We start from the raw sequence: 18907 nt of genomic DNA, 5'->3' as shown, positions 1-18907 counted from the left end.
CTGACGGCCCCGTCTCGGGCGGCGGTCGTCTGGAGGCGGGCTCTCGGGGGCGGCAGGCCGGGTGCGGAAGGAGGAAGGGTTGCGGGCAGAGGACTGGAGGCGGAACGCATGCCCGGAATACGGCTCGTGGGCGGCGCCGGGGAAGGGCGATCGCCCGTTGATTTCGGGGTTTCCGGTGCCGGGGTCTTCGGGGCATGTGGGTGGAAAGGCTGCGACAGGTGTCCGAATTGTGGCGACACGCTCGTTAAGAGCGCTCAGATAGTGGCGCCTCGCACTCTTACCAGATACGGTCCCTCCGTGAGCCCCGTCCGCCGCTGTTCCCGCACCGCCTGCAGTCAGCCTGCCGTCTTCACGCTCACGTACGTATACGCCGACTCGACCGCTGTTCTCGGCCCCCTGGCGACGTACGCGGAGCCACACTGTTACGACCTGTGCGCCGAACACGCCGAGCGACTGACCGCCCCCCGCGGCTGGGAGGTGGTACGCCTGCCGACGGACGGCGCGTCCCCGAGTTCCGACGATCTCGAGGCGCTGGCGAACGCGGTCAGGGAGGCCGCGCGGCCCTCGCCGTCCGGTGGCGGCGAGCCGGTCGGTCAGGGCGTCGAGGTCGGCCGCCGAGGGCATCTGCGCGTGCTGCGCTCGGCCCAGCAGCACCGCGGCGACAGATAGGCCGCCTGAGCCGCGCCCGTGCAAGCCGCCTGACCCCCTGCCGGCGGACCGGGCCGCCGGTGGAATTCCGCCTGCACACCAGCGCCTACGCCTCCCGGCCACGATGGGAGCCGTTCCCGGACCCTATGGCTCACCCAGGATCGCTAAGCTGACGAAAGACGCGCGGTAATCACGGAGAAACGACCTAGGGCGGAGCTGGAGAGTGGGCGACCTCGCCAAGATCTTCAAAGCGTACGACGTTCGCGGCGTGGTGCCCGACGAGCTCGACGAGCCGACCGCCGAGGCCGTGGGAGCGGCCTTCGTCGAGGTCACCGGGGCCGAGTCGGTCGTCGTCGCGCACGACATGCGTGAGTCCTCCGGCCCGCTGGCCGACGCGTTCATCCGCGGCGCACGTTCGCGCGGCGCCGATGTCGTGCACGCGGGGCTCGGCTCCACCGATCTGCTCTACTACGCCAGCGGGAGCCTCGGGCTGCCCGGCGTGATGTTCACCGCCAGCCACAACCCCGCCCGCTACAACGGCATGAAGATGTGCCGGTCGGGCGCGGTGCCGATCGGCGGCGACACCGGGTTGCGCGAGATCCGCGACAGGGCCGCCGAGCTGGTGGGCACCACCGCCGCGCCCGGCGGGTCGTTGATCGAGAAGGATCTGCTGCAGGGCTACGCCCACCATCTGCGCACGCTCGTCGACCTCACCGGCATCCGGCCGCTCAAGGTCGTCGTGGACGCGGGCAACGGCATGGGTGGCCACACCGTGCCCGCCGTGTTCGAGGGGCTGCCGATCGAGCTGACCCCGCTCTACTTCGAGCTGGACGGCACCTTCCCCAACCACGAGGCCAACCCCATCGAGCCGCAGAACCTCGTCGACCTCCAGCGGGCCGTCGTCGAGAGCGGGGCCGACATCGGGCTGGCGTTCGACGGCGACGCCGACCGGTGCTGGGTGATCGACGAGCGCGGGGAGTCGGTCTCGCCGTCGGCCGTCACGGCGCTGGTCGCCGCGCGGGAGCTGGCCAAATATCCGGGGGCGACGATCATCCACAACCTGATCACGTCGCTCGCGGTTCCCGAGCTCGTGCGCGAGCACGGCGGCGTGCCCGTGCGCACGCGGGTCGGGCACTCGTTCATCAAGGCCGAGATGGCCCGCACCGGAGCCGTCTTCGGCGGCGAGCACTCGGCTCACTACTACTTCCGCGACTTCTGGTTCGCGGACTCCGGGATGCTGGCGGCGCTGCACGTGCTGGCCGCGCTCGGCGAGCAGGAGCGGCCGCTGTCGGAGGTGGTGGAGGTCTACTCCCGCTACCACGCCTCGGGCGAGCTCAACAGCGCCGTGGCCGACCAGGGCGACGCCTTGCGGCGCGTGCGGGAGGCGTTCGCGGGGCGGGGGGAGTTCGACGAGCTCGACGGGCTGACCGTGACCGGGCCCGGCTGGTGGTTCAACCTGCGGGCGTCCAACACCGAGCCGCTGCTCAGGCTGAACGCCGAGGCGGCCGACGAGACCGAGATGAAGGCGATCAGGGACGAGGTCCTCGCCATCGTGGGAAGGGTGTCAGAGTGAAGATCGACGACTGGTTGCTGGAGATCCTGGCCTGTCCGGCGTGCAAGGCTCCGCTGCGTGCCGAGACCGAGGCCGAGGAGCTGGCCTGTACGGGCTGCGGCCTGATCTATCCGGTACGGGATGACATTCCCGTCCTGCTCGTCGACGAGGCCAGGAAGCCGTGACCTGGGAGCCGGAGCGGCTCGACGACCAGCGTCACCTCAGCGAGGCCGACCCCGCCGGGATGCTGCCGGCGGTCGCGGCCTCCGCGGCCCACGTACGCACCGGCTACCGCACCGCCGTCGAGGCCGAGGTGGTCGGCCGCCTGACCGGCCACGGGCGCCCGCGTGCCATCGTGGTCGCGGGCGTGGGCGGCTCGGCCGTCGCCGGCGACATCCTGGCGGCGGTCGCCGGCAACGGCGCGCCGCTGCCGATCCTGCCCCTGCGCTCCTACCAGCTCCCCGGCTGGGTGGGGGCCGCCGACCTGGTCGTCGCCGTCTCCGGCTCCGGCGCGGCGGAGGAGACGCTCTCCGTCGCCACCCAGGCCGTGCGGCGCGGCGCCACGCTGCTCGGCGTGGGCGCTCCCGGCTCCCCGCTGGAGGCCATCGCCACCCAGGCGTCGGCCCCCTACGTGCCGGTGCCCGTCACCGGCCAGTCCAGGGCCAATCTCTGGCTGCTGGCCACCCCCCTCATCGTGGCCGCGGCCGGGCTGCGGCTCGTCCAGGCCGACGCCGAGCTGTTCGAACGGGTGGCCAAGACGCTGGAGGACATGGCGCATCGGTGCCGGCCGTCCAGCGAGTCGTTCATCAACCCGGGCAAGTCCCTGGCCATGGACCTGGCCGAGAGCGTGCCGATGATCTGGGGGTCGTCGGCCCTGGCGTCGGTGGCGGCGTACCGGCTGGCCTGTCAGCTCAACGCCAACGCGAAATATCCCGCCATCCACGGCGAGCTGCCCGAGGCCGACCACAACCAGATCGTGGCCTTCGACGGGCCGCTGGCCGAACGCGACATCTTCGCCGAAACGGCGGGGCGCACGCTGAGGCTCGTCGTGCTGCGCGACGTCGACGAGCATCCGCAGGTGGCGAAGCGGCGCGAGGCGTCCGTACGGCTCGCGACCGAGCGCGACGTGCCGGTGACGGAGCTCGCGGCCGAGGGCGTGCACCCGCTGGAACGGGTGGCCACACTGATCGCGCTCGGCGACTACGCGAGCACGTATCTGGCCCTGGGGTACGGCATCGATCCGACCCCCGTGTCGGCGATCACTGAGCTGAAGGCCAGAATTTCGCAATAGGATCCCTTTTCAGGCCTTTGTACATGATCTTTATGAGTGGAGAAGATCGGTGAGCGCGAGCGGCGGAACGAAAGCGATCATTGCGGCATTGTCCGCGAACCTGGCAATCGCCGTGTCGAAATTCGTGGCCGCCTTCTTCACGGGGTCCTCCTCGATGCTGGCGGAGGGCATCCACTCGGTGGCCGACTCGGGCAACCAGGTGCTGCTGCTGATCGGTGGCAAGCGGGCGGCCAAGGCCAGCACCAAGGAGCACCCTTTCGGCTACGGGCGCGAACGTTACTTCTACGCCTTCGTGGTGGCCGTGGTGCTGTTCACGATCGGCGCGGCGTTCTCCCTCTACGAGGGCATCCACAAGATCACCGATCCGCAGAAGGTGGAGGCGCCGATCTGGGCGTTCGCGGTGCTGATCTTCGCGATCATCGCCGAGGGGTTCTCGTTCCGTACGGCGATCAAGGAGTCGAACGGGATCCGCGGCAAGCTGTCGTGGGTCACCTTCGTGCGCCGGTCCAAGTCGCCCGAGCTGCCGGTCATCCTGCTGGAGGACCTGGGAGCGCTGCTCGGTCTGGTCTTCGCGCTGTTCGGCGTGACACTGGCGGTGATCACCGACGACGGCACCTGGGACGGCATCGGCACCCTGATGATCGGCGTGCTGCTGGCCGTGATCGCGATCGTGCTGGCCGTGGAGACCAAGTCGCTGCTGGTCGGTGAGGGCGCCACGCCGGAGATGGAGGCGCAGATCCGGACCGCGCTGGAGAGCGCGCCCGAGGTGGCCAGGATCATCCACATGCGTACGCTGCACCTGGGCCCGGAGGAGCTGCTGGTGGCGGCGAAGATCGCGGTGGCGCGCGACGACACGGCGGCCGAGGTCGCCCATGGCATCGACGAGGCCGAACGCCGCATCCGCGAGGCCGTGCCGATCGCCCGCGTCATCTACCTGGAGCCTGACCTGGACCGCCTGCGCGCCAACCCCTCGAGCTCGCCCTCCGAGGCCACCTCGAGCTGAAGCCGGCGGCCTCCTATGAGGCGAGTCGGGCCGGCCCCAGCCAGGGAAGGCGCAGGCGGCGCCGGGAGGAGCGGCCCAGGGTGATGAACGCCTCCGCCTGCAGCGCCGAGATCCCGATGCGCGGCAGGTCGCGGGCGTTGGGATAGACCACGAAACGGGGCTCCCAGATCGGCCGGAACTTGGCGTTGAACCGATACAGCGACTCGATCTGGAACCAGTGCGACAGGAAGATCAGCAGCGCCCGCCACGCACGCAGCACCGGACCGGCCCCGAGGCGCTCCCCGCGGGCGAGGACCGCGCGGAACATGGCGAAGTTCAGTGAGACCTGCGTGATGCCCAGGGCGGGCGCGGCCTGGAGGGTCTTGGCGATCAGCAGTTCGTTGAGCCCCGGCTCGGCGTCGCGGTCGCGCCGCATGAGGTCGAGCGAGATGCCGCGCGGCCCCCAGGGCACGAAGTGCAGCACGGCCCTGAGCTCGCCGTCCTTCTGAGCGGTGGCCACCAGGCAGTCGGCGTCCGCCGGGTCGCCGAAGCGGCCGAGCGCCATGGAGTAGCCGCGTTCGGTCTGGGTGCCGCGCCAGGAGTCGGCGGCCTGCCGGATGCGCTCCCTCTCCGGGTCGGTCAGGTCCGCGGTGCGGAGCACGCGGCAGGTGTAGCCGGCCCGCTCGGTCCTGTTGACCATCTGCCGGACATTGCGCATCGCGCGGCCTTCCAGCGTGAAGTCGGCGACGTCGATCACGGCCTCGTCGCCGATCTCGAGCGCGGACATCCGGGCCTCACGGGTCCACACCTCGCCGCCGGTCTCGCCGCAGCCGATGACAGCGGGCACCCAGGCGTGCCGCCTGGCCTCGTTCATGAACGTCTTGATCGCCGCGGGCCACGCCTCGCGGTCGCCGATCGGGTCGCCGCTGGCCAGCATGACCCCCGACACCACGCGGTAGGCGATGGCCGCCTTCCCGGAGGGGGAGAAGAGCACGCTCTTGTCGCGCCGCAGCGCGAAGTAGCCGAGCGAGTCCCGTTCGCCGTGCTGGGCGAGCAGGGCGCGCAGGCGCCGCTCGTCGTCCTCGGTGAGCTCCGCGATCGGGTGTTCGGGGCGCAGCGCCAGGTAGAGCGTGGTGACGGCGGTGAGCGTGCCGAGCGCGAGCAGGGAGAAGTAGACCAGGTCGGAGACCCGCTCGGCGGTGAACGTGACCGGCCCTTCGATGCCCACCAGGCCGAGGAGTACGTGTTCGAGGCGGTCGAGCACGCTCGGATCGCCCACGAGCACCCGGGGCCGGGCACTGATGATCACGTAGCCGAGACCTATGTCGAGGGCGCCCAGCACGAGCAGGTTCCCCAGGGCCCGCCAGCGCGAGCGCGGGTCGGGGAGCGCGGAGAACTCGCGTCTGCCCATCACCAGCACGGCCAGCAGGGCGAGGCTGATCACGCCCGAGGCGGGACGCAGGTGGATGAAGCTCACGACGGCGCTCGCGGGCAGCAGCACCACGACGGCACGCCAGGCCTGCACCTTCCCCCGGCGCAGCGCGTGCGCGATCATCACCAGCATGATGCCGACGACCAGGGAGGACGCCCTGGCGACGGTCGAGACGATGCCCGGCAGGAAGTCGGACCACTCGCCCATCCGGGTGTGCTCCAGATGCGGGAACACAGCCTTGCCGATGTCCAGCAGGCCGATCGCCAACGACGCGTAACCGGCGACGGCTGGGATCCAGGAACGCTTCACATCCCACATTGAAGACCTGGCTCGATAATGCGCATGTTAACTCTCCGCTTACACTCCGACAGATATCCCATACCCATGGGACTAACCTCGATCGGGTTGCTGGTCACGACGGCGGTGCTCGCGGTCGCGGCACTGGTGGCGACGGTGTTGCTGTGGCCGCGGCTGAGCGCGAGCAACGTGCCGGCGGTGCTGGGCCGGGTCGGCGTGCTGGCCGTCTGCCAGGTGCTCACCCTGGCCGCCCTGGGGCTGGCGCTGAACTCGTACTTCGCCTTCTACAGCTCCTGGGGCGACCTGCTGGGCACCGACACGGCGACGGCGCCGATCACGGTCGCCGCCACGGGGCTGCAGGTGCTCGGCAGTCGCGCGGTGCCCGGCGGGCGGATCGAGCAGGTGATCATGCCGGGGGCGTCCACGCGGCTGAGCTCGGAGGCGTACGTCTTCCTGCCGTCGGCGTACCTGAAGCACAAGACGGAGCACTTTCCCGCGATCATCGCCCTCACCGGCTACCCGGGTGATCCGCGCAACCTCATGACCCGGATGGACCTGCCGGGGCGGATGGCGAAGGCGATCGCTTCGGGCGAGGTCAAGCCCACGATCCTGGTCATGATGCGGCCCAGCGTGGTGCTGCCGCGCGACACCGAGTGCGTGGACGTGCCGCGAGGGCCGCAGGTGCAGGCGTACTTCGCGAACGACGTCAAACAGGACATGATCGCTCACTACCGGGTGGCCCCGGATCGGGATTCCTGGGGCATCCTGGGCGGCTCGACCGGCGGTTACTGCGCGCTGAAGATCGTCATGAGCCATCCCGAGCAGTTCTCCGCGGCCGTCTCGCTGTCGGGCTACTTCAAGACGATCATCGACCGCACCACCGGCGATCTGTTCCATGGGGACAAGTCGCTCGAGCAGCGCAACGACCTCATGTGGCGGCTGGCGAACCTGCCGGCGCCTCCCGTCAAGGTGCTCGTCACCAGCAGCAAGAAGGGCGAGAGCGACTATCCCGCGACCGTGCGCTTCCTGGGGGCGGTGCGGCCGCCCATGCAGGGGTCGTCGCTCTTCCTGCCCAGCGGCGGCCACAACTTCAACACCTGGAACCGGGAGCTCCCGCAGGCCCTGCCCTGGCTGGCCCAGCAACTCGTCAGCCCCGCCGCCTGAGCGGTTTGCGCTGTGGAGTGGGGTCCTCTACGGGTGGCTCCTCAGGGAGCGGCACGGGCACGCTGGTGGGGTGGGGATCGAGCGCGGCGTGCCGGGGGGTCAGCGGCCTGACGGGCGGAGCAGGCGGAGCGCCTTCTCCTTCTCGAAGTCGAGGGCCCGGCGCGGCACCTGGATGCGCCCGATCCGTACCCCGAGGTCGCGTACGGCCGAGGCCACCGCGGGCTCGGTCAGCACCCGCAGCGCGAACGCCAGCTCGGCCGGCGAGACGTCGAACCGCTTCTCCAGCTCCACCCCCTGTGCCACCGCGGCCAGCTCTTCCGGGCCGAACCGCCGGTGCGCCCCCTGCTCGCGCACCGGCGGCAACAGGCCGAGTGCCTCCCGATATCGGAGCATTCGCGGGGACATGCCGAGCCGCTTGGCGGCCTCAGTGATGCGCATCCTTACATTCTTACGTCAGCTTTGCGTGCCTGAAGATGCGACCCCGCCGACAGGCCGCCTAAACTCTGTGGCGACAACCATCCGCGACGCGAGGGAAAACCCATGGACTTCAAGGTCGCAGACCTTTCACTGGCCGACTTCGGCCGCAAGGAGATCCGGCTCGCCGAGCACGAGATGCCCGGCCTCATGGCGGTCCGGAAGGAGTACGCGGCCTCCCAGCCCCTTCGCGGCGCGAAGATCATGGGCTCCCTGCACATGACGATCCAGACTGCCGTCCTCATCGAGACGCTGGTCGCCCTCGGCGCCGAGGTCCGCTGGGTCAGCTGCAACATCTTCTCCACGCAGGACCACGCCGCCGCCGCGGTGGTCGTCGGCCCCAATGGCACCGTTGACGACCCGCAGGGCGTGCCGGTGTTCGCCTGGAAGGGCGAGACGCTGGAGGAGTACTGGTGGTGCACCGAGCAGGCCCTCACGTGGCCTGACGGCGACGCCCCCAACATGATCCTCGACGACGGCGGCGACGCCACGCTGCTGGTCCACAAGGGCGCCGAGTACGAGAAGGCGGGCGCCGTGCCGGCCGCCACCGCGGAGGACCCCGAGGAGTGGCACGTCATCATCGACCTGCTCACCCGCACGGTCGGTGCCGACAAGCGGTGGACGCGGATCGCCGAGAGCATCAAGGGCGTCACCGAGGAGACCACCACCGGCGTGCACCGCCTCTACGAGATGCACAAGAACGGCCAGCTCCTCTTCCCGGCCATCAACGTCAACGACTCGGTCACCAAGTCGAAGTTCGACAACAAGTACGGCTGCCGCCACTCCGTCATCGACGGCCTCAACCGCGCCACCGACGTGCTGATCGGCGGCAAGGTGGCCGTGGTCTGCGGCTACGGCGACGTCGGCAAGGGCTGCGCCGACGCCCTTCGCGGCCAGGGCGCCCGGGTCATCGTGACCGAGATCGACCCGATCTGCGCGCTGCAGGCGGCCATGGACGGCTTCCAGGTGACCACGCTGGACGAGGTCGTCGGCATCGCCGACATCTTCGTGACGGCCACCGGCAACTTCAACATCATCACCGCCGCCCACATGGCGAGGATGAAGCACCAGGCGATCGTCTCCAACATCGGCCACTTCGACAACGAGATCGACATGGCCGGCCTCGCCAAGCTGCCCGGCATCGTCAAGAACAACATCAAGCCGCAGGTCGACGAGTGGGTGTTCGAGGACGGCCACTCGATCATCGTCCTCGCCGAGGGCCGCCTGATGAACCTCGGCTGCGCGACCGGCCACCCGAGCTTCGTCATGTCCAACTCGTTCACCAACCAGGTGATCGCGCAGATCGAGCTGTTCACGAAGACGTCCGAATACCCGATCGGCGTCTACACCCTGCCCAAGCATCTGGATGAGAAGGTCGCCCGCCTGCACCTCGACGCCCTGGGCGTCAAGCTCACCGAGCTGACCAAGGAGCAGGCCGCCTACATCGGCGTCCACGTCGAGGGCCCCTACAAGTCCGACCACTACCGGTACTAAATTGAAGCTTTCAGGCTCCGGAGGGGTTCCCCCTTCCGGAGCCGTTCCGTACGAGCGCTCAAAACCTTAAGAACCTTCTTTCTGTACGGCTGCGCACGGTGGGCCGCACGCGCCGACGTGGGTCGCCGTCCGTCATGGCCGGTCGTGAAGGCTCACGGGCCGGTCGCCGTGACGACGCGTGTTCTTGGCCGTCTTCTTCGCTCAAAGGGCTGGCATGGATCTCTGGGAAAGCGGTGAGCGGCAGATCTCCTGGGCCGCTCGTTCGATGCCGGTGCTCACGGCGATCGGAGAGCGGTTCGGGCTCGAGCGGCCGCTGGACGGGTTGAAGATCGCTGCCTGCCTGCACGTCACCGCCGAGACAGCCGTGCTCCTGGGGGCGTTGAAGGCGGGAGGGGCCGAGATCGCGCTGGCCGCGTCCAATCCGCTGTCCACCCAGGACGACGTGGCCGAGGCGCTGCGGATGTACGGGATCGGCGTGCACGCGCGGGCCGGGGTCGATCGGGCCACCTACTACCGGCACATCCACCAGGCGCTCGATCTCGAGCCCGATCTCGTGCTCGACGACGGGTGCGATCTGGTGAACATCCTCCACACCGAGCGCACCGATCTGCTCGAAGGCGTCGGCGGTGGCTGCGAGGAGACCACCACCGGGATCATCAGGCTGCGGCAGATGGCCGCGGAGGGCGCCTTGCGGTTCCCCATGGTGGCCGTGAACGACACGCGTACCAAGCGCATGTTCGACAACCGTTACGGCACCGGGCAGTCGACGCTCGACGGCATCATGCGCGCCACCAACACCATGCTCGCCGGTCGCACGGTCGTCGTGGCCGGGTTCGGGTTCTGCGGGCGGGGCGTGGCCGAGCGGGCCAAGGGGTTCGGGGCGCGGGTGATCGTGACCGAGATCGACGCCGTCAAGGCGCTCGACGCGACCCTGCAGGGCTACGAGGTGCGGCCGATGGCCCAGGCCGCGATGGCCGGCGACCTGTTCGTCACCGTGACCGGCAACCGCGACGTGATCAGGGCCGAGCACCTGTCGGTCATGAAGGACGGCGCGATCCTGGCCAACGCCGGGCACTTCGACGTGGAGATCGACGTGCGGGCGCTGGACGAGCTGGCCGCCGAGGTGCACCGCGGGGTGCGGCCCAACACCGACGAGTACGTCATGCCCGACGGCCGGCGGCTGCTGCTGCTCGCCGAGGGGCGGCTGGTGAACCTCACCGCGGCCGAGGGGCATCCCGCGGCCGTCATGGACATGTCGTTCTCCGCGCAGGCCCTCGCCGTGGCCTGGCTGGCGGGCGAGCGCTTCCGCCTTGACCCTGGCGTGTACGACGTTCCCGAGGAGATCGACCACGAGGTGGCCAGGCTCAAACTGGCCGCCGCCGGCATCGGCATCGACGTCCTGACTCCCGAGCAGGAGGACTACCTGCACTCCTGGCGCGTCGGCTCCTAGCCGGCCCCGTTCGAGAGGGGGGCTAAAGGGCGGACTGCATTTCCTGCATGCGGCGGATCTCGGCCGCCTGGGTCACGCTGACGTCGGTGGCCAGCTCCTCCACGCGGATGTGGGAGCCGCTGGTCAGCACCTGCTCCGACATCTTGATCGCCCCAAGGTGGTGGTTGATCATCAGTTCCAGGAACATCCGGTCGAAGTCCTTGCCCGTGGCCGCCTTCAGCGCCTCCATCTGCTCGGGCGTGGCCATTCCCGGCATCCCGGCGTGCGCGGCGTGGTGGTCGGGCACCGTCTGCTGCTGCTCCCGCAGCCAGGTCGTCATGAACTGGATCTCCGGCCCCTGGGCGTCCTTGATCCGGCCGGCCAGGCTCTTCAGCTTGGCCGAGCCGGCCCTGCTGGGCGCGAGGAGGGACATGTCCAGGGCCTGCCGGTGATGGACGATCATGTCCTGGACGTACTTGATGTCGGCCGCGTTGGCGGTGGGCGCGGGGACCGCGGTGGCGGCCTCGCTCGGCGACAGCGTCTTGGCCTGCTCGCCGGGGCGGCCGGGAGCGATCACCGGCGCAGTCGAGTCGGCACGCGGCGCCTGCGGCGGGGAGCTGCAGCCTGAGAGGGCAACGACCGTGCCCATGACGACTATGAGCGCGGCGCGCACCCAACCTCCCTGACTGACTCGGTCGAGAATGCGCACTCTAGGCGAAAAGGGGACAACTTCAAAGAGGGCGAACAGGAACAAAAATTGACAACTTGTCTGCTGGCCTGTTGAGGCCGGAGAAGCGAGGATGACGTAGATTTATGCCCCCTTTATAGGAGGATCGCGAGTGTTCACCCTCCGCAGGGCCCTCACCCTGGTGGCGTCGGTTGCGCTGCTGGGCGGCGTCGCCTTACCGGTCCAGGCCGCGGACATCCCGGCTCCCGGCGAGATCGTCATGAGCCCCAACATCAAGCACGTCACCAACGTGCCCAAGCCCGAGGCGCTGGCCGACATCCACACGGACATGGCCTTCCAGGGCGACTACGCCTACGTGGGCAACTACTACGGCTTCTCGATCTACGACATCAAAGACCCGAAGCGGGCGTCGCTGGTCAGCTCCGTGGTCTGCCCAGGCGGCCAGATGGACGTCACCGTCTACGGCAACCTGCTGTTCGGCTCCGTGGACTCCTCGCGGAACAACGACTCGTGCAGCAGCACCTCCCAGCCGGCCTCCGTCAAGGAGTCGTGGGAGGGCATCCGCATCTTCGACGTCTCCGACAAGGCGAACCCGAAGTACATCAAGTCGGTGGAGACGAACTGCGGCTCCCACACGCACACGCTGGTGCCCGACCGCAGGCGCGAGAACGTCTACCTCTACGTCTCCTCCTACGCGCCGAACGCGTCGTTCCCCGACTGCCAGCCGCCCCACGACCTGATCTCGATCATCAAGGTGCCGCTGCGTGACCCGACGGCGGCCACGGTGATCGCGACGCCGAACCTCTTCCCCGACGGCGGCAACCCCGGCCTCCCGCTGCCGTACCCCGACGGCAAGTCCGCCACCACCGGCTGCCACGACATCACGGCCTACCCGGAGAAGGGCATCGCCGCGGGCGCCTGCATGGGCGAGGGCATCCTGCTCGACATCCGCGACCCCGAGCAGCCCAAGGTCACCGCCAAGGTGCGCGACGACACGAACTTCGCGTTCTGGCACTCGGCCACCTTCAACAACGACGGCACGAAGGTCATCTTCACCGACGAGCTCGGCGGCGGCACCAGGGCCACCTGTAATGAGGCCATCGGCCCGAACCGGGGCGCCAACGCGTACTACGACATCGTGAACGGGCAGCTCCAGTTCAGGAGCTACTTCAAGATCCCGCGCTACCAGGCCGACACGGAGAACTGCGTGGCGCACAACGGCTCGCTGATCCCGGTCAAGGGCCGGGACATCATGGTGCAGGCGTGGTACCAGGGCGGGATCTCGGTGGTCGACTTCACCGACTCGGCGCACCCGCAGGAGATCGCCTTCTTCGAGCGCGGCCCCGACAGCACCGCGCCGGCGCTCAGCGGCGGCTTCTGGTCGGCGTACTACTACAACGGCTACATCTACGGGTCCGACTTCAACCTGGGCCTGGACGTCCTGAAGATCAACGACTGGCGTACCAACCGGGCGAACGGCGTGCGGATGCGCTCCCTGAACGCGCAGACCCAGGCGTCGTATCCCGAACACGGCCACTGATTGTCAGGCGGCGAGGGCCCCACGCGGGTCCTCGCCGTCTTCGTTCCGTCCGGACACATGATCTAGGAGGCTCCGGAGTGTCCAATCCGCGCCGCGCCCTCGTGGTGGCCGCGGCAGCCGTCGCGCTTGCGCTGACGGCAATGCCCGCCATGGCCGCCGACATCCCACCGCCCGACACCGTGGTCAACAGCCCCAACGTGACCCACGTGCTGAACATCCCCAAGCCCGCCCCGCTCGCCTCGACGATCAACACCGACATCGCGTTCCAGGGCGACTACGCGTACGTCGGCAACTACGGCGGCTTCTCGATCTACGACATCAGCAACCCGAAGAAGGCCAAGCCGGTCAGCTCCGTCGTCTGCCCCGGCGCCCAGATGGACGTCACCGTCTACGGCAACCTGCTCTTCACCGCCGTCGACTCCTCGCGCAGCGACGACTCGTGCAACAGCACGGGGCTGAGCGCCGACCACAAGGAGGCCTGGGAAGGCGTCAGGATCTTCGACGTCTCCGACAAGGCCAGCCCGAAGTACATCAAGTCGGTCGAGACCAACTGCGGCTCCCACACCCTGACCCTGGTGCCGGGCAAGGGCCGCGACCGGTACAAGAACGTCTACATCTACGTCTCGTCCTACAACCCGAGCGCGGCCTTCCCCGACTGCCAGCCGCCGCACGACAAGATCTCGATCATCAAGGTGCCGCTCAAGGACCCGGCCTCAGCCGCGGTCGCGGCCACCCCGGTGATCTTCCCTGACGGCGGCAACGAGACCCAGCCGGGCCTGCTGCTGCCGACCAGCGGCTGCCACGACATCACCGCCTACGCCGAGAAGGACATCGCGGCGGGCGCGTGCATGGGTGACGGCGTGCTGTTCGACATCTCGGACCGGCTGAACCCGAAGGTGACCGCCAGGACCACGGACCCGAACTTCGCGTTCTGGCACTCGGCCACCTTCAGCAACGACGCCAAGAAGGTCGTCTTCACCGACGAGCTCGGCGGCGGCGGCGCGGCCACCTGCAACGAGGCGATCGGGCCGAACCGCGGCGCGGACGCGATCTATGACATCTCGAACGGGCAGTTCACGTTCAAGAGCTACTTCAAGATCCCGCGCTACCAGGCCGACAGCGAGAACTGCGTCGCGCACAACGGCTCGCTCATCCCCGTCAAGGGCCGGGACATCATGGTCCAGGCCTGGTACATGGGCGGGCTCTCGGTCTGGGACTTCACCGACGCCGCCAACCCGAGGGAGATCGGCTACTTCGAGCGCGGTCCCCGCTCGGCGGGCGGTGGCGGCGGCATCTGGTCCGCGTACTACTACAACGGCTACATCTACGGGGCCGACTTCCACGAGGGCCTCGACGTCATCAGGATCAACGATCCGCTCACGGACAGCGCCAGGGGAGTCCGTACCGACCGGCTGAACGTGCAGACCCAGGAGTCGTACCGGAACGGCTGGCACGACTGACGGGTCCCCCTCACTGGGGCGGCGCGAACCCGCCCGGAGTCGCCTTCGGCGGCTCCGGCGCGGGTGCGGCCGGAACCTGGTGGTGGTGGTTCGGCTGAGGCGGCGCATAGGGCGCCGGCGGCTGGTACGGCGCCGCAGCCGGAGGCCGGTACGGGCCTGATGCCGGTTGCTGGTACGGGCCCGGCTGCTGATACGGAGGCTGAGGGCCTTGGGGTGCGAGGCGGTTGCCGTTGCGTAGCGCGAGGCGCATCTGCTCCCTCCTGCGGCGCTCGGCCAGGACGGCGCTCAGGTACGCGTGCGGCGGCACCCCGGCCGGCGCGGCGGGCGAGACGAACGCCGCCACCTGGGTCGCGATCCGCACCCCCATCTCATGCCGGACCTGCGGCGACAGGTCGTGCCATCGCGACAGGTACTGCCTGGCGGCCTGCGCCACCTCGTCGGGCAGCCGGGAGAGCTCCAGCGTGGCCGCCCAGCTCGCCAGCGGCGGCGGCATCTCGATGAACTGCCCATGGTCGCGCGGCGCCCGCTCGGAGATCACGATGGTGCCCGCGAAGATGTCGCCGAGCCGCTTGCCCCGCTGCGAGACCAGCGACGAGATCAGCGCGGGAGCCCCGGAGAGCATCCAGAACTCCACGACCCCGGCCAGGCCCCTGAACAGCGCCTGCCTGAAACGCTCGGGGCTGCCGTCGTCGCCGACCACCCGCAGCCCGAGTGCCAGCTTGCCGAGGCTGCGCCCCCTGGAGAGGGTCTCGAAGATCACGGGGTAGCCGACCAGCACCAGCACCACGAGGACGATCATCGCGGCCCCGAACGCCGCGGAGTCCGAGATGACGGCGAACGCGCCCAAGAGCGCATAGGCGCCGATCAGCACCGTGAACTGGACGGCCATGTCGATGATGATCGCCAGCGCGCGCGAGGGCATCTGGGCGACCCGCACTTCGACGACGACCGCGTCGCCGGTCACAACCTCTGACATATATGGAGCCTAACGGCTATGTCGCACTGACTGAGCGGCCAGAATGTTCGGGTGGACATCGATGCGTTCATCACAGCACACCGCCCCGTGTGGGACCGGCTCGACCACCTGGTCAAGCACCGCTCGTCGCTGAGCGGCGCCGAGGTGGACGAGCTGGTCGACCTCTATCAGCGGGTGTCGACGCATCTGTCCATCGTGCGCTCCTCGTCCAGTGACGCGATGCTGACCGGGCGGCTGTCGGCGCTCGTGGCCAGGGCCAGGTCCGCCGTGACCGGCGCGCACACGCCCGCCTGGCGGGAGCTGGTGCGGTTCTTCACGGTGTCGTTCCCCGTGGTGGCCTACCGGGCGCGCTGGTGGTGGCTGGGGAGCGCGGTGGCGTTCACGGTGGTGGCGTGGGTGATGGGCGCCTGGGTGGCCGCCAACCCCGACGTGCAGTCGTCGATCGCCTCGCCCGACCAGATCACGCAGCTCGTCGAGCATGACTTCTCCGACTACTACTCGGAGAACCCGGCCGCGTCCTTCGCCGGCCATGTGTGGCTGAACAACGCGTGGGTCTCCGCGCAGGTGATCATCGCCTCGGTGCTGCTCGGGCTGCCGATCCCGTACATGCTCTATATGAACGCCGAGAACGTCGGCGTCTCGGGCGGTCTCATGGCCTCCCGCGACAAGCTGGACATCTTCTTCGGCCTGATCATGCCGCACGGCCTGCTGGAGCTGACCGCCGTGTTCCTGGCGGCGGCCGTGGGCATGCGCCTGGGCTGGGCGGTCGTCGACCCCGGGCCGCGCCGCCGGACGGAGGCGCTGGCCGAGCAGGGCCGGGCGGTGATGAGCGTGGCGCTGGGGCTCGTCGCGGTGCTGTTCGTGTCGGGGCTGATCGAGGCGTTCGTCACGCCGTCGGGGCTGCCCACGTGGGCGCGCGTCGGGATCGGCGTCCTCGCCGAGGCGGCGTTCCTGACGTACGTGATCGTCTTCGGCCGCCGCGCCCTCCGCCAGAACGAGACCGGCGACCTCGAACGCGCCCCGGACGTCGCCCCGACCGCCTGACCCAGGGGGCGCTAGAGCCGCCCCGCCGCCTTCAGGGCCAGGTACGCGTCCGCCAGCGCGGGGGCGATGTCCTCCGGGGGCGCGTCCACGACCTCCACCCCGTGCCGCCGCAGCCGTGCCGTGATGCGCCGGCGTTCGAGCTGGGTGTGCTCGGCCGCCGCCGCGTCGTACACCTCCTCGGCCGACTCCCGGCGGCCCGCCATGGCCGCCACCCGCGGATCTGACACTCCGGCCACCAGCACCAGGTGGCGCGAGGAGAGCTGGGGGAGCACCGGCATGAGCCCCTCGTCCAGCGCCGCCGCGTTGAGGTCGGTGAGCAGCACCACCAGGCAGCGCCGCTTGGCCCGCGCCAGAATGGCGGCCACCATGCCCTGCGAGTCGGCCTCGACCAGCTCGGCCTCGATCGGCGCCATCACGTTGACCAGCGACGACAGCAGCTCCGTCCGGGAGGCCCCGCTCACCCAGGCGCGCACGGCCCGGTCGTAGGCGAGGAAGTCCACCTGGTCGCCGGCCCGGGCGGCGAGCGCGGCGAGCAGCAGCGCCGCGTCCATCGACCAGTCGAGCCGGGGCCAGCCGGGCGCCGGGCGCGGATCCGGCCGCACCAGCAGCCCGTTGCCGCCCTGCGCGGCCCCCGCCATGGGGATCGGCGCGTCGCCCACCCGGCCCGCCGACGTGCGGCCGGTGTCGAGCACGATCAGCACGCGGCGGTCGCGTTCCGGGCGCCAGGTGCGTACGACGACGTCGTGGCGGCGCGCCGTGGCCCGCCAGTCGATGGAACGCACGTCGTCGCCCACCACGTACTCCCGCAGCGAGTCGAACTCCGTACCCTGGCCGCGCACCAGCGCCGGGTGCTGGCCGTCCAGCTCGCGGAGCCTGGCCAGCCTGGACGGCAGGTGCTTGCGCGACAGGAACGGCGGCAGCACGCGCACCGACCACGGCGCCTGGTGGCTGCCCTGGCGGGCGGCCAGGCCCAGCGGCCCGACCGAGCGGACGGTCACCGCCACGGACGACCGGTCGCCGCGCCTGGTCGGGGCGAGCGTCACCACGATCTTGCGGCGCTCGCCCTTGGGCACGTCCAGCTCGGCGACGCGCGGGGTGGCTCCCGCCGACGGCGGCCAGGCGTCCCTGAGCGCTCCGCGTACGCGCCTGGAGCCAGGGTTCTCGACGATCAGCTCGACCGTGGCCCGCCGGCCGAGCCGTACGAGCGTGTCGCCGGAACGGTGGAACCTCAGCGGGCGCACGGCCCCGGCGAACACCAGGTCCACCAGGATCGCGGCGGCCAGCAGCAGGCAGACCCCGGCCAGCGCGGCCCCGGGCTGGGGCGCCAGCAGCACCACCACGATCCCGATCGCCGCGACCAGCCCGGCACGTCCCGTGAGAGCCATCAGCGCACCACCACGATCCCGATCGCCGCGACCAGCCCCGCCCGTCTCGTGAGAGCCATCAGCGCACCACCACCGAACGTGCCATCAGCGCGGGACCGGGACCGAGGCCAGGATGCCGTCGAGCAGGCCGTCGGCGGTGGCGCCCTCCAGCTCGGCCTCCGGCCTGAGCTGGATCCGGTGCCGCAGTGCGGGCCTGGCCAGCGCCTTCACGTCGTCAGGCGTCACGTACGAGCGCCCGGACAGCCACGCCCACGCCCGCGAGGCCGCCAGCAGCGCCGTAGCCCCACGCGGCGAGACGCCGAGCTGCAGCGACGGCGAGCTCCTGGTGGCGCGGGCCACGTCCACGATGTAGCCGAGCACCTCGGGCGCCACGTGCACCTTGGAGACCGCCTCACGCCCGAGGGCAAGGTCCTCGGCCGTGGCGACCGCCTTGACCTCGCCCAGGTCGCGGGGGTCGAAGCCGCGGGCGTGCCGTTCGAGCACCGAGATCTCCTGCTCGCGCGGCGGCAGCGGCACGGTCAGCTTCAGCAGGAACCGGTCGAGCTGCGCCTCGGGCAGCTGGTAGGTGCCCTCGTACTCGACGGGGTTCTGCGTCGCGCACACCACGAACGGGTCGGGCAGCCGGCGCGCCGCGCCCTCCACGCTGACCTGCCGCTCCTCCATCGCCTCGAGCAGCGCCGCCTGGGTCTTCGGCGGGGTGCGGTTGATCTCGTCGGCGAGCAGCAGGTTCGTGAACACCGGCCCCTCGCGGAACTCGAACTCCGCGGTCTTAGCGTCGTAGATCAACGACCCGGTCACGTCACCGGGCATCAGGTCCGGCGTGAACTGCACCCGCTTGAAGTCCAGGGCGAGGGCGGCCGACAAGGTGCGCACCATCAACGTCTTGGCCACGCCCGGCACGCCTTCGAGCAGCACGTGCCCCTTGCACAGCAGCGCGATGACCAGCCCCGTCACCACCGCGTCCTGCCCGACGACGGCCTTGGCCACCTCGGCACGCAGCGCGCCCAGCGCCTCTCTGGCCGAGTCGCCCACGCTCGTGACGCGCATAGTC

17 protein-coding genes are annotated in these 18907 nt (G+C 70.0%); 11 read left to right on the top strand and 6 right to left on the bottom strand.

Annotated features, from left to right (window positions below; genetic code table 11):
• Window positions 1-297: 297 nt before the first annotated feature.
• The 5 genes from AB0H84_RS27395 to AB0H84_RS27375 all read left to right on the top strand — a co-directional run bounded on the left by AB0H84_RS27395 (window position 298) and on the right by AB0H84_RS27375 (window position 4494).
• Window positions 298-669 (top strand): DUF3499 domain-containing protein, encoded by a 372-nt coding sequence (locus AB0H84_RS27395; RefSeq protein ID WP_357609863.1) that lies wholly within the window; start codon window positions 298-300, stop codon window positions 667-669.
• Between the two features lie 202 nt (window positions 670-871).
• Window positions 872-2221: a phosphomannomutase/phosphoglucomutase gene (locus AB0H84_RS27390; protein WP_357609860.1), complete on the top strand. Its 1350-nt coding sequence runs from the start codon at window positions 872-874 to the stop codon at window positions 2219-2221.
• Window positions 2218-2385: a Trm112 family protein gene (locus AB0H84_RS27385; RefSeq protein WP_106236648.1), complete on the top strand. Its 168-nt coding sequence runs from the start codon at window positions 2218-2220 to the stop codon at window positions 2383-2385. Before AB0H84_RS27390 ends, AB0H84_RS27385 begins: the two co-directional genes overlap by 4 nt.
• Window positions 2382-3491 (top strand): SIS domain-containing protein, encoded by a 1110-nt coding sequence (locus AB0H84_RS27380; protein ID WP_357609857.1) that lies wholly within the window; start codon window positions 2382-2384, stop codon window positions 3489-3491. The genes AB0H84_RS27385 and AB0H84_RS27380 overlap by 4 nt, the downstream gene beginning before the upstream one ends.
• A gap of 49 nt (window positions 3492-3540) precedes the next feature.
• The gene (locus AB0H84_RS27375) at window positions 3541-4494 is read left to right on the top strand and encodes a cation diffusion facilitator family transporter (RefSeq protein WP_357609854.1); all 954 of its coding nucleotides are present in this window, start codon (window positions 3541-3543) and stop codon (window positions 4492-4494) included.
• 13 nt (window positions 4495-4507) lie between these two features.
• On the opposite strand, the gene AB0H84_RS27370 is transcribed toward AB0H84_RS27375, so the two are convergent.
• A complete protein-coding gene (locus tag AB0H84_RS27370) occupies window positions 4508-6214 on the bottom strand; it encodes a phosphatidylglycerol lysyltransferase domain-containing protein (protein WP_357609851.1) in 1707 nt (568 codons plus the stop codon).
• Window positions 6215-6289: 75 nt separating this feature from the next.
• Between AB0H84_RS27370 and AB0H84_RS27365 the strand changes: the two genes are divergently transcribed.
• Window positions 6290-7366 carry an alpha/beta hydrolase-fold protein gene (locus tag AB0H84_RS27365; protein WP_357609848.1) on the top strand — a complete coding sequence of 359 codons (1077 nt, stop codon included), beginning with the start codon at window positions 6290-6292 and terminating at the stop codon, window positions 7364-7366.
• A gap of 99 nt (window positions 7367-7465) precedes the next feature.
• On the opposite strand, the gene AB0H84_RS27360 is transcribed toward AB0H84_RS27365, so the two are convergent.
• Window positions 7466-7804 carry a MerR family DNA-binding transcriptional regulator gene (locus tag AB0H84_RS27360; protein ID WP_344996653.1) on the bottom strand — a complete coding sequence of 113 codons (339 nt, stop codon included), beginning with the start codon at window positions 7802-7804 and terminating at the stop codon, window positions 7466-7468.
• Window positions 7805-7906: 102 nt separating this feature from the next.
• Between AB0H84_RS27360 and ahcY the strand changes: the two genes are divergently transcribed.
• Window positions 7907-9334, top strand: coding sequence for an adenosylhomocysteinase (gene ahcY, locus AB0H84_RS27355; RefSeq protein ID WP_357609845.1), 1428 nt, complete (start codon window positions 7907-7909; stop codon window positions 9332-9334).
• 214 nt (window positions 9335-9548) lie between these two features.
• On the top strand, window positions 9549-10784 hold the full coding sequence (locus AB0H84_RS27350; RefSeq protein ID WP_357609842.1) for an adenosylhomocysteinase: 1236 nt from the start codon (window positions 9549-9551) through the stop codon (window positions 10782-10784).
• Window positions 10785-10806: 22 nt separating this feature from the next.
• Here the strand turns inward: AB0H84_RS27350 and AB0H84_RS27345 are convergent, their stop codons facing one another.
• Window positions 10807-11436, bottom strand: a complete 630-nt coding sequence (locus AB0H84_RS27345; protein WP_357609839.1) for a DUF305 domain-containing protein — start codon at window positions 11434-11436, stop codon at window positions 10807-10809.
• 166 nt (window positions 11437-11602) lie between these two features.
• On the opposite strand from AB0H84_RS27345, the gene AB0H84_RS27340 reads away from it, so the two are divergent.
• Both AB0H84_RS27340 and AB0H84_RS27335 read left to right on the top strand, forming a co-directional pair.
• A complete protein-coding gene (locus AB0H84_RS27340) occupies window positions 11603-12991 on the top strand; it encodes a hypothetical protein (protein WP_357609837.1) in 1389 nt (462 codons plus the stop codon).
• A 77-nt stretch (window positions 12992-13068) separates the two neighbouring features.
• Entirely contained in the window at window positions 13069-14451 is a 1383-nt protein-coding gene (locus tag AB0H84_RS27335; RefSeq protein ID WP_357609834.1) for a hypothetical protein, read from the top strand.
• A 10-nt stretch (window positions 14452-14461) separates the two neighbouring features.
• On the opposite strand, the gene AB0H84_RS27330 is transcribed toward AB0H84_RS27335, so the two are convergent.
• Window positions 14462-15427, bottom strand: coding sequence for an RDD family protein (locus tag AB0H84_RS27330; protein WP_357609831.1), 966 nt, complete (start codon window positions 15425-15427; stop codon window positions 14462-14464).
• 51 nt (window positions 15428-15478) lie between these two features.
• Here AB0H84_RS27330 and AB0H84_RS27325 point away from each other — a divergent pair, with 51 nt between their 5' ends.
• Window positions 15479-16471 carry a stage II sporulation protein M gene (locus tag AB0H84_RS27325; protein WP_357609828.1) on the top strand — a complete coding sequence of 331 codons (993 nt, stop codon included), beginning with the start codon at window positions 15479-15481 and terminating at the stop codon, window positions 16469-16471.
• A gap of 11 nt (window positions 16472-16482) precedes the next feature.
• Here the strand turns inward: AB0H84_RS27325 and AB0H84_RS27320 are convergent, their stop codons facing one another.
• Both AB0H84_RS27320 and AB0H84_RS27315 read right to left on the bottom strand, forming a co-directional pair.
• A complete protein-coding gene (locus tag AB0H84_RS27320) occupies window positions 16483-17856 on the bottom strand; it encodes a DUF58 domain-containing protein (protein ID WP_357609826.1) in 1374 nt (457 codons plus the stop codon).
• Window positions 17857-17940: 84 nt separating this feature from the next.
• Window positions 17941-18903 (bottom strand): MoxR family ATPase, encoded by a 963-nt coding sequence (locus AB0H84_RS27315; protein WP_357609824.1) that lies wholly within the window; start codon window positions 18901-18903, stop codon window positions 17941-17943.
• Window positions 18904-18907 lie beyond the last annotated feature (4 nt).

The organism is Nonomuraea sp. NPDC050786 (assembly GCF_040654115.1).
Taxonomy (GTDB): domain Bacteria; phylum Actinomycetota; class Actinomycetes; order Streptosporangiales; family Streptosporangiaceae; genus Nonomuraea.
Note: the sequence above shows the minus strand (reverse complement) of the source record. Positions and strands in the feature narration are given on the sequence as shown.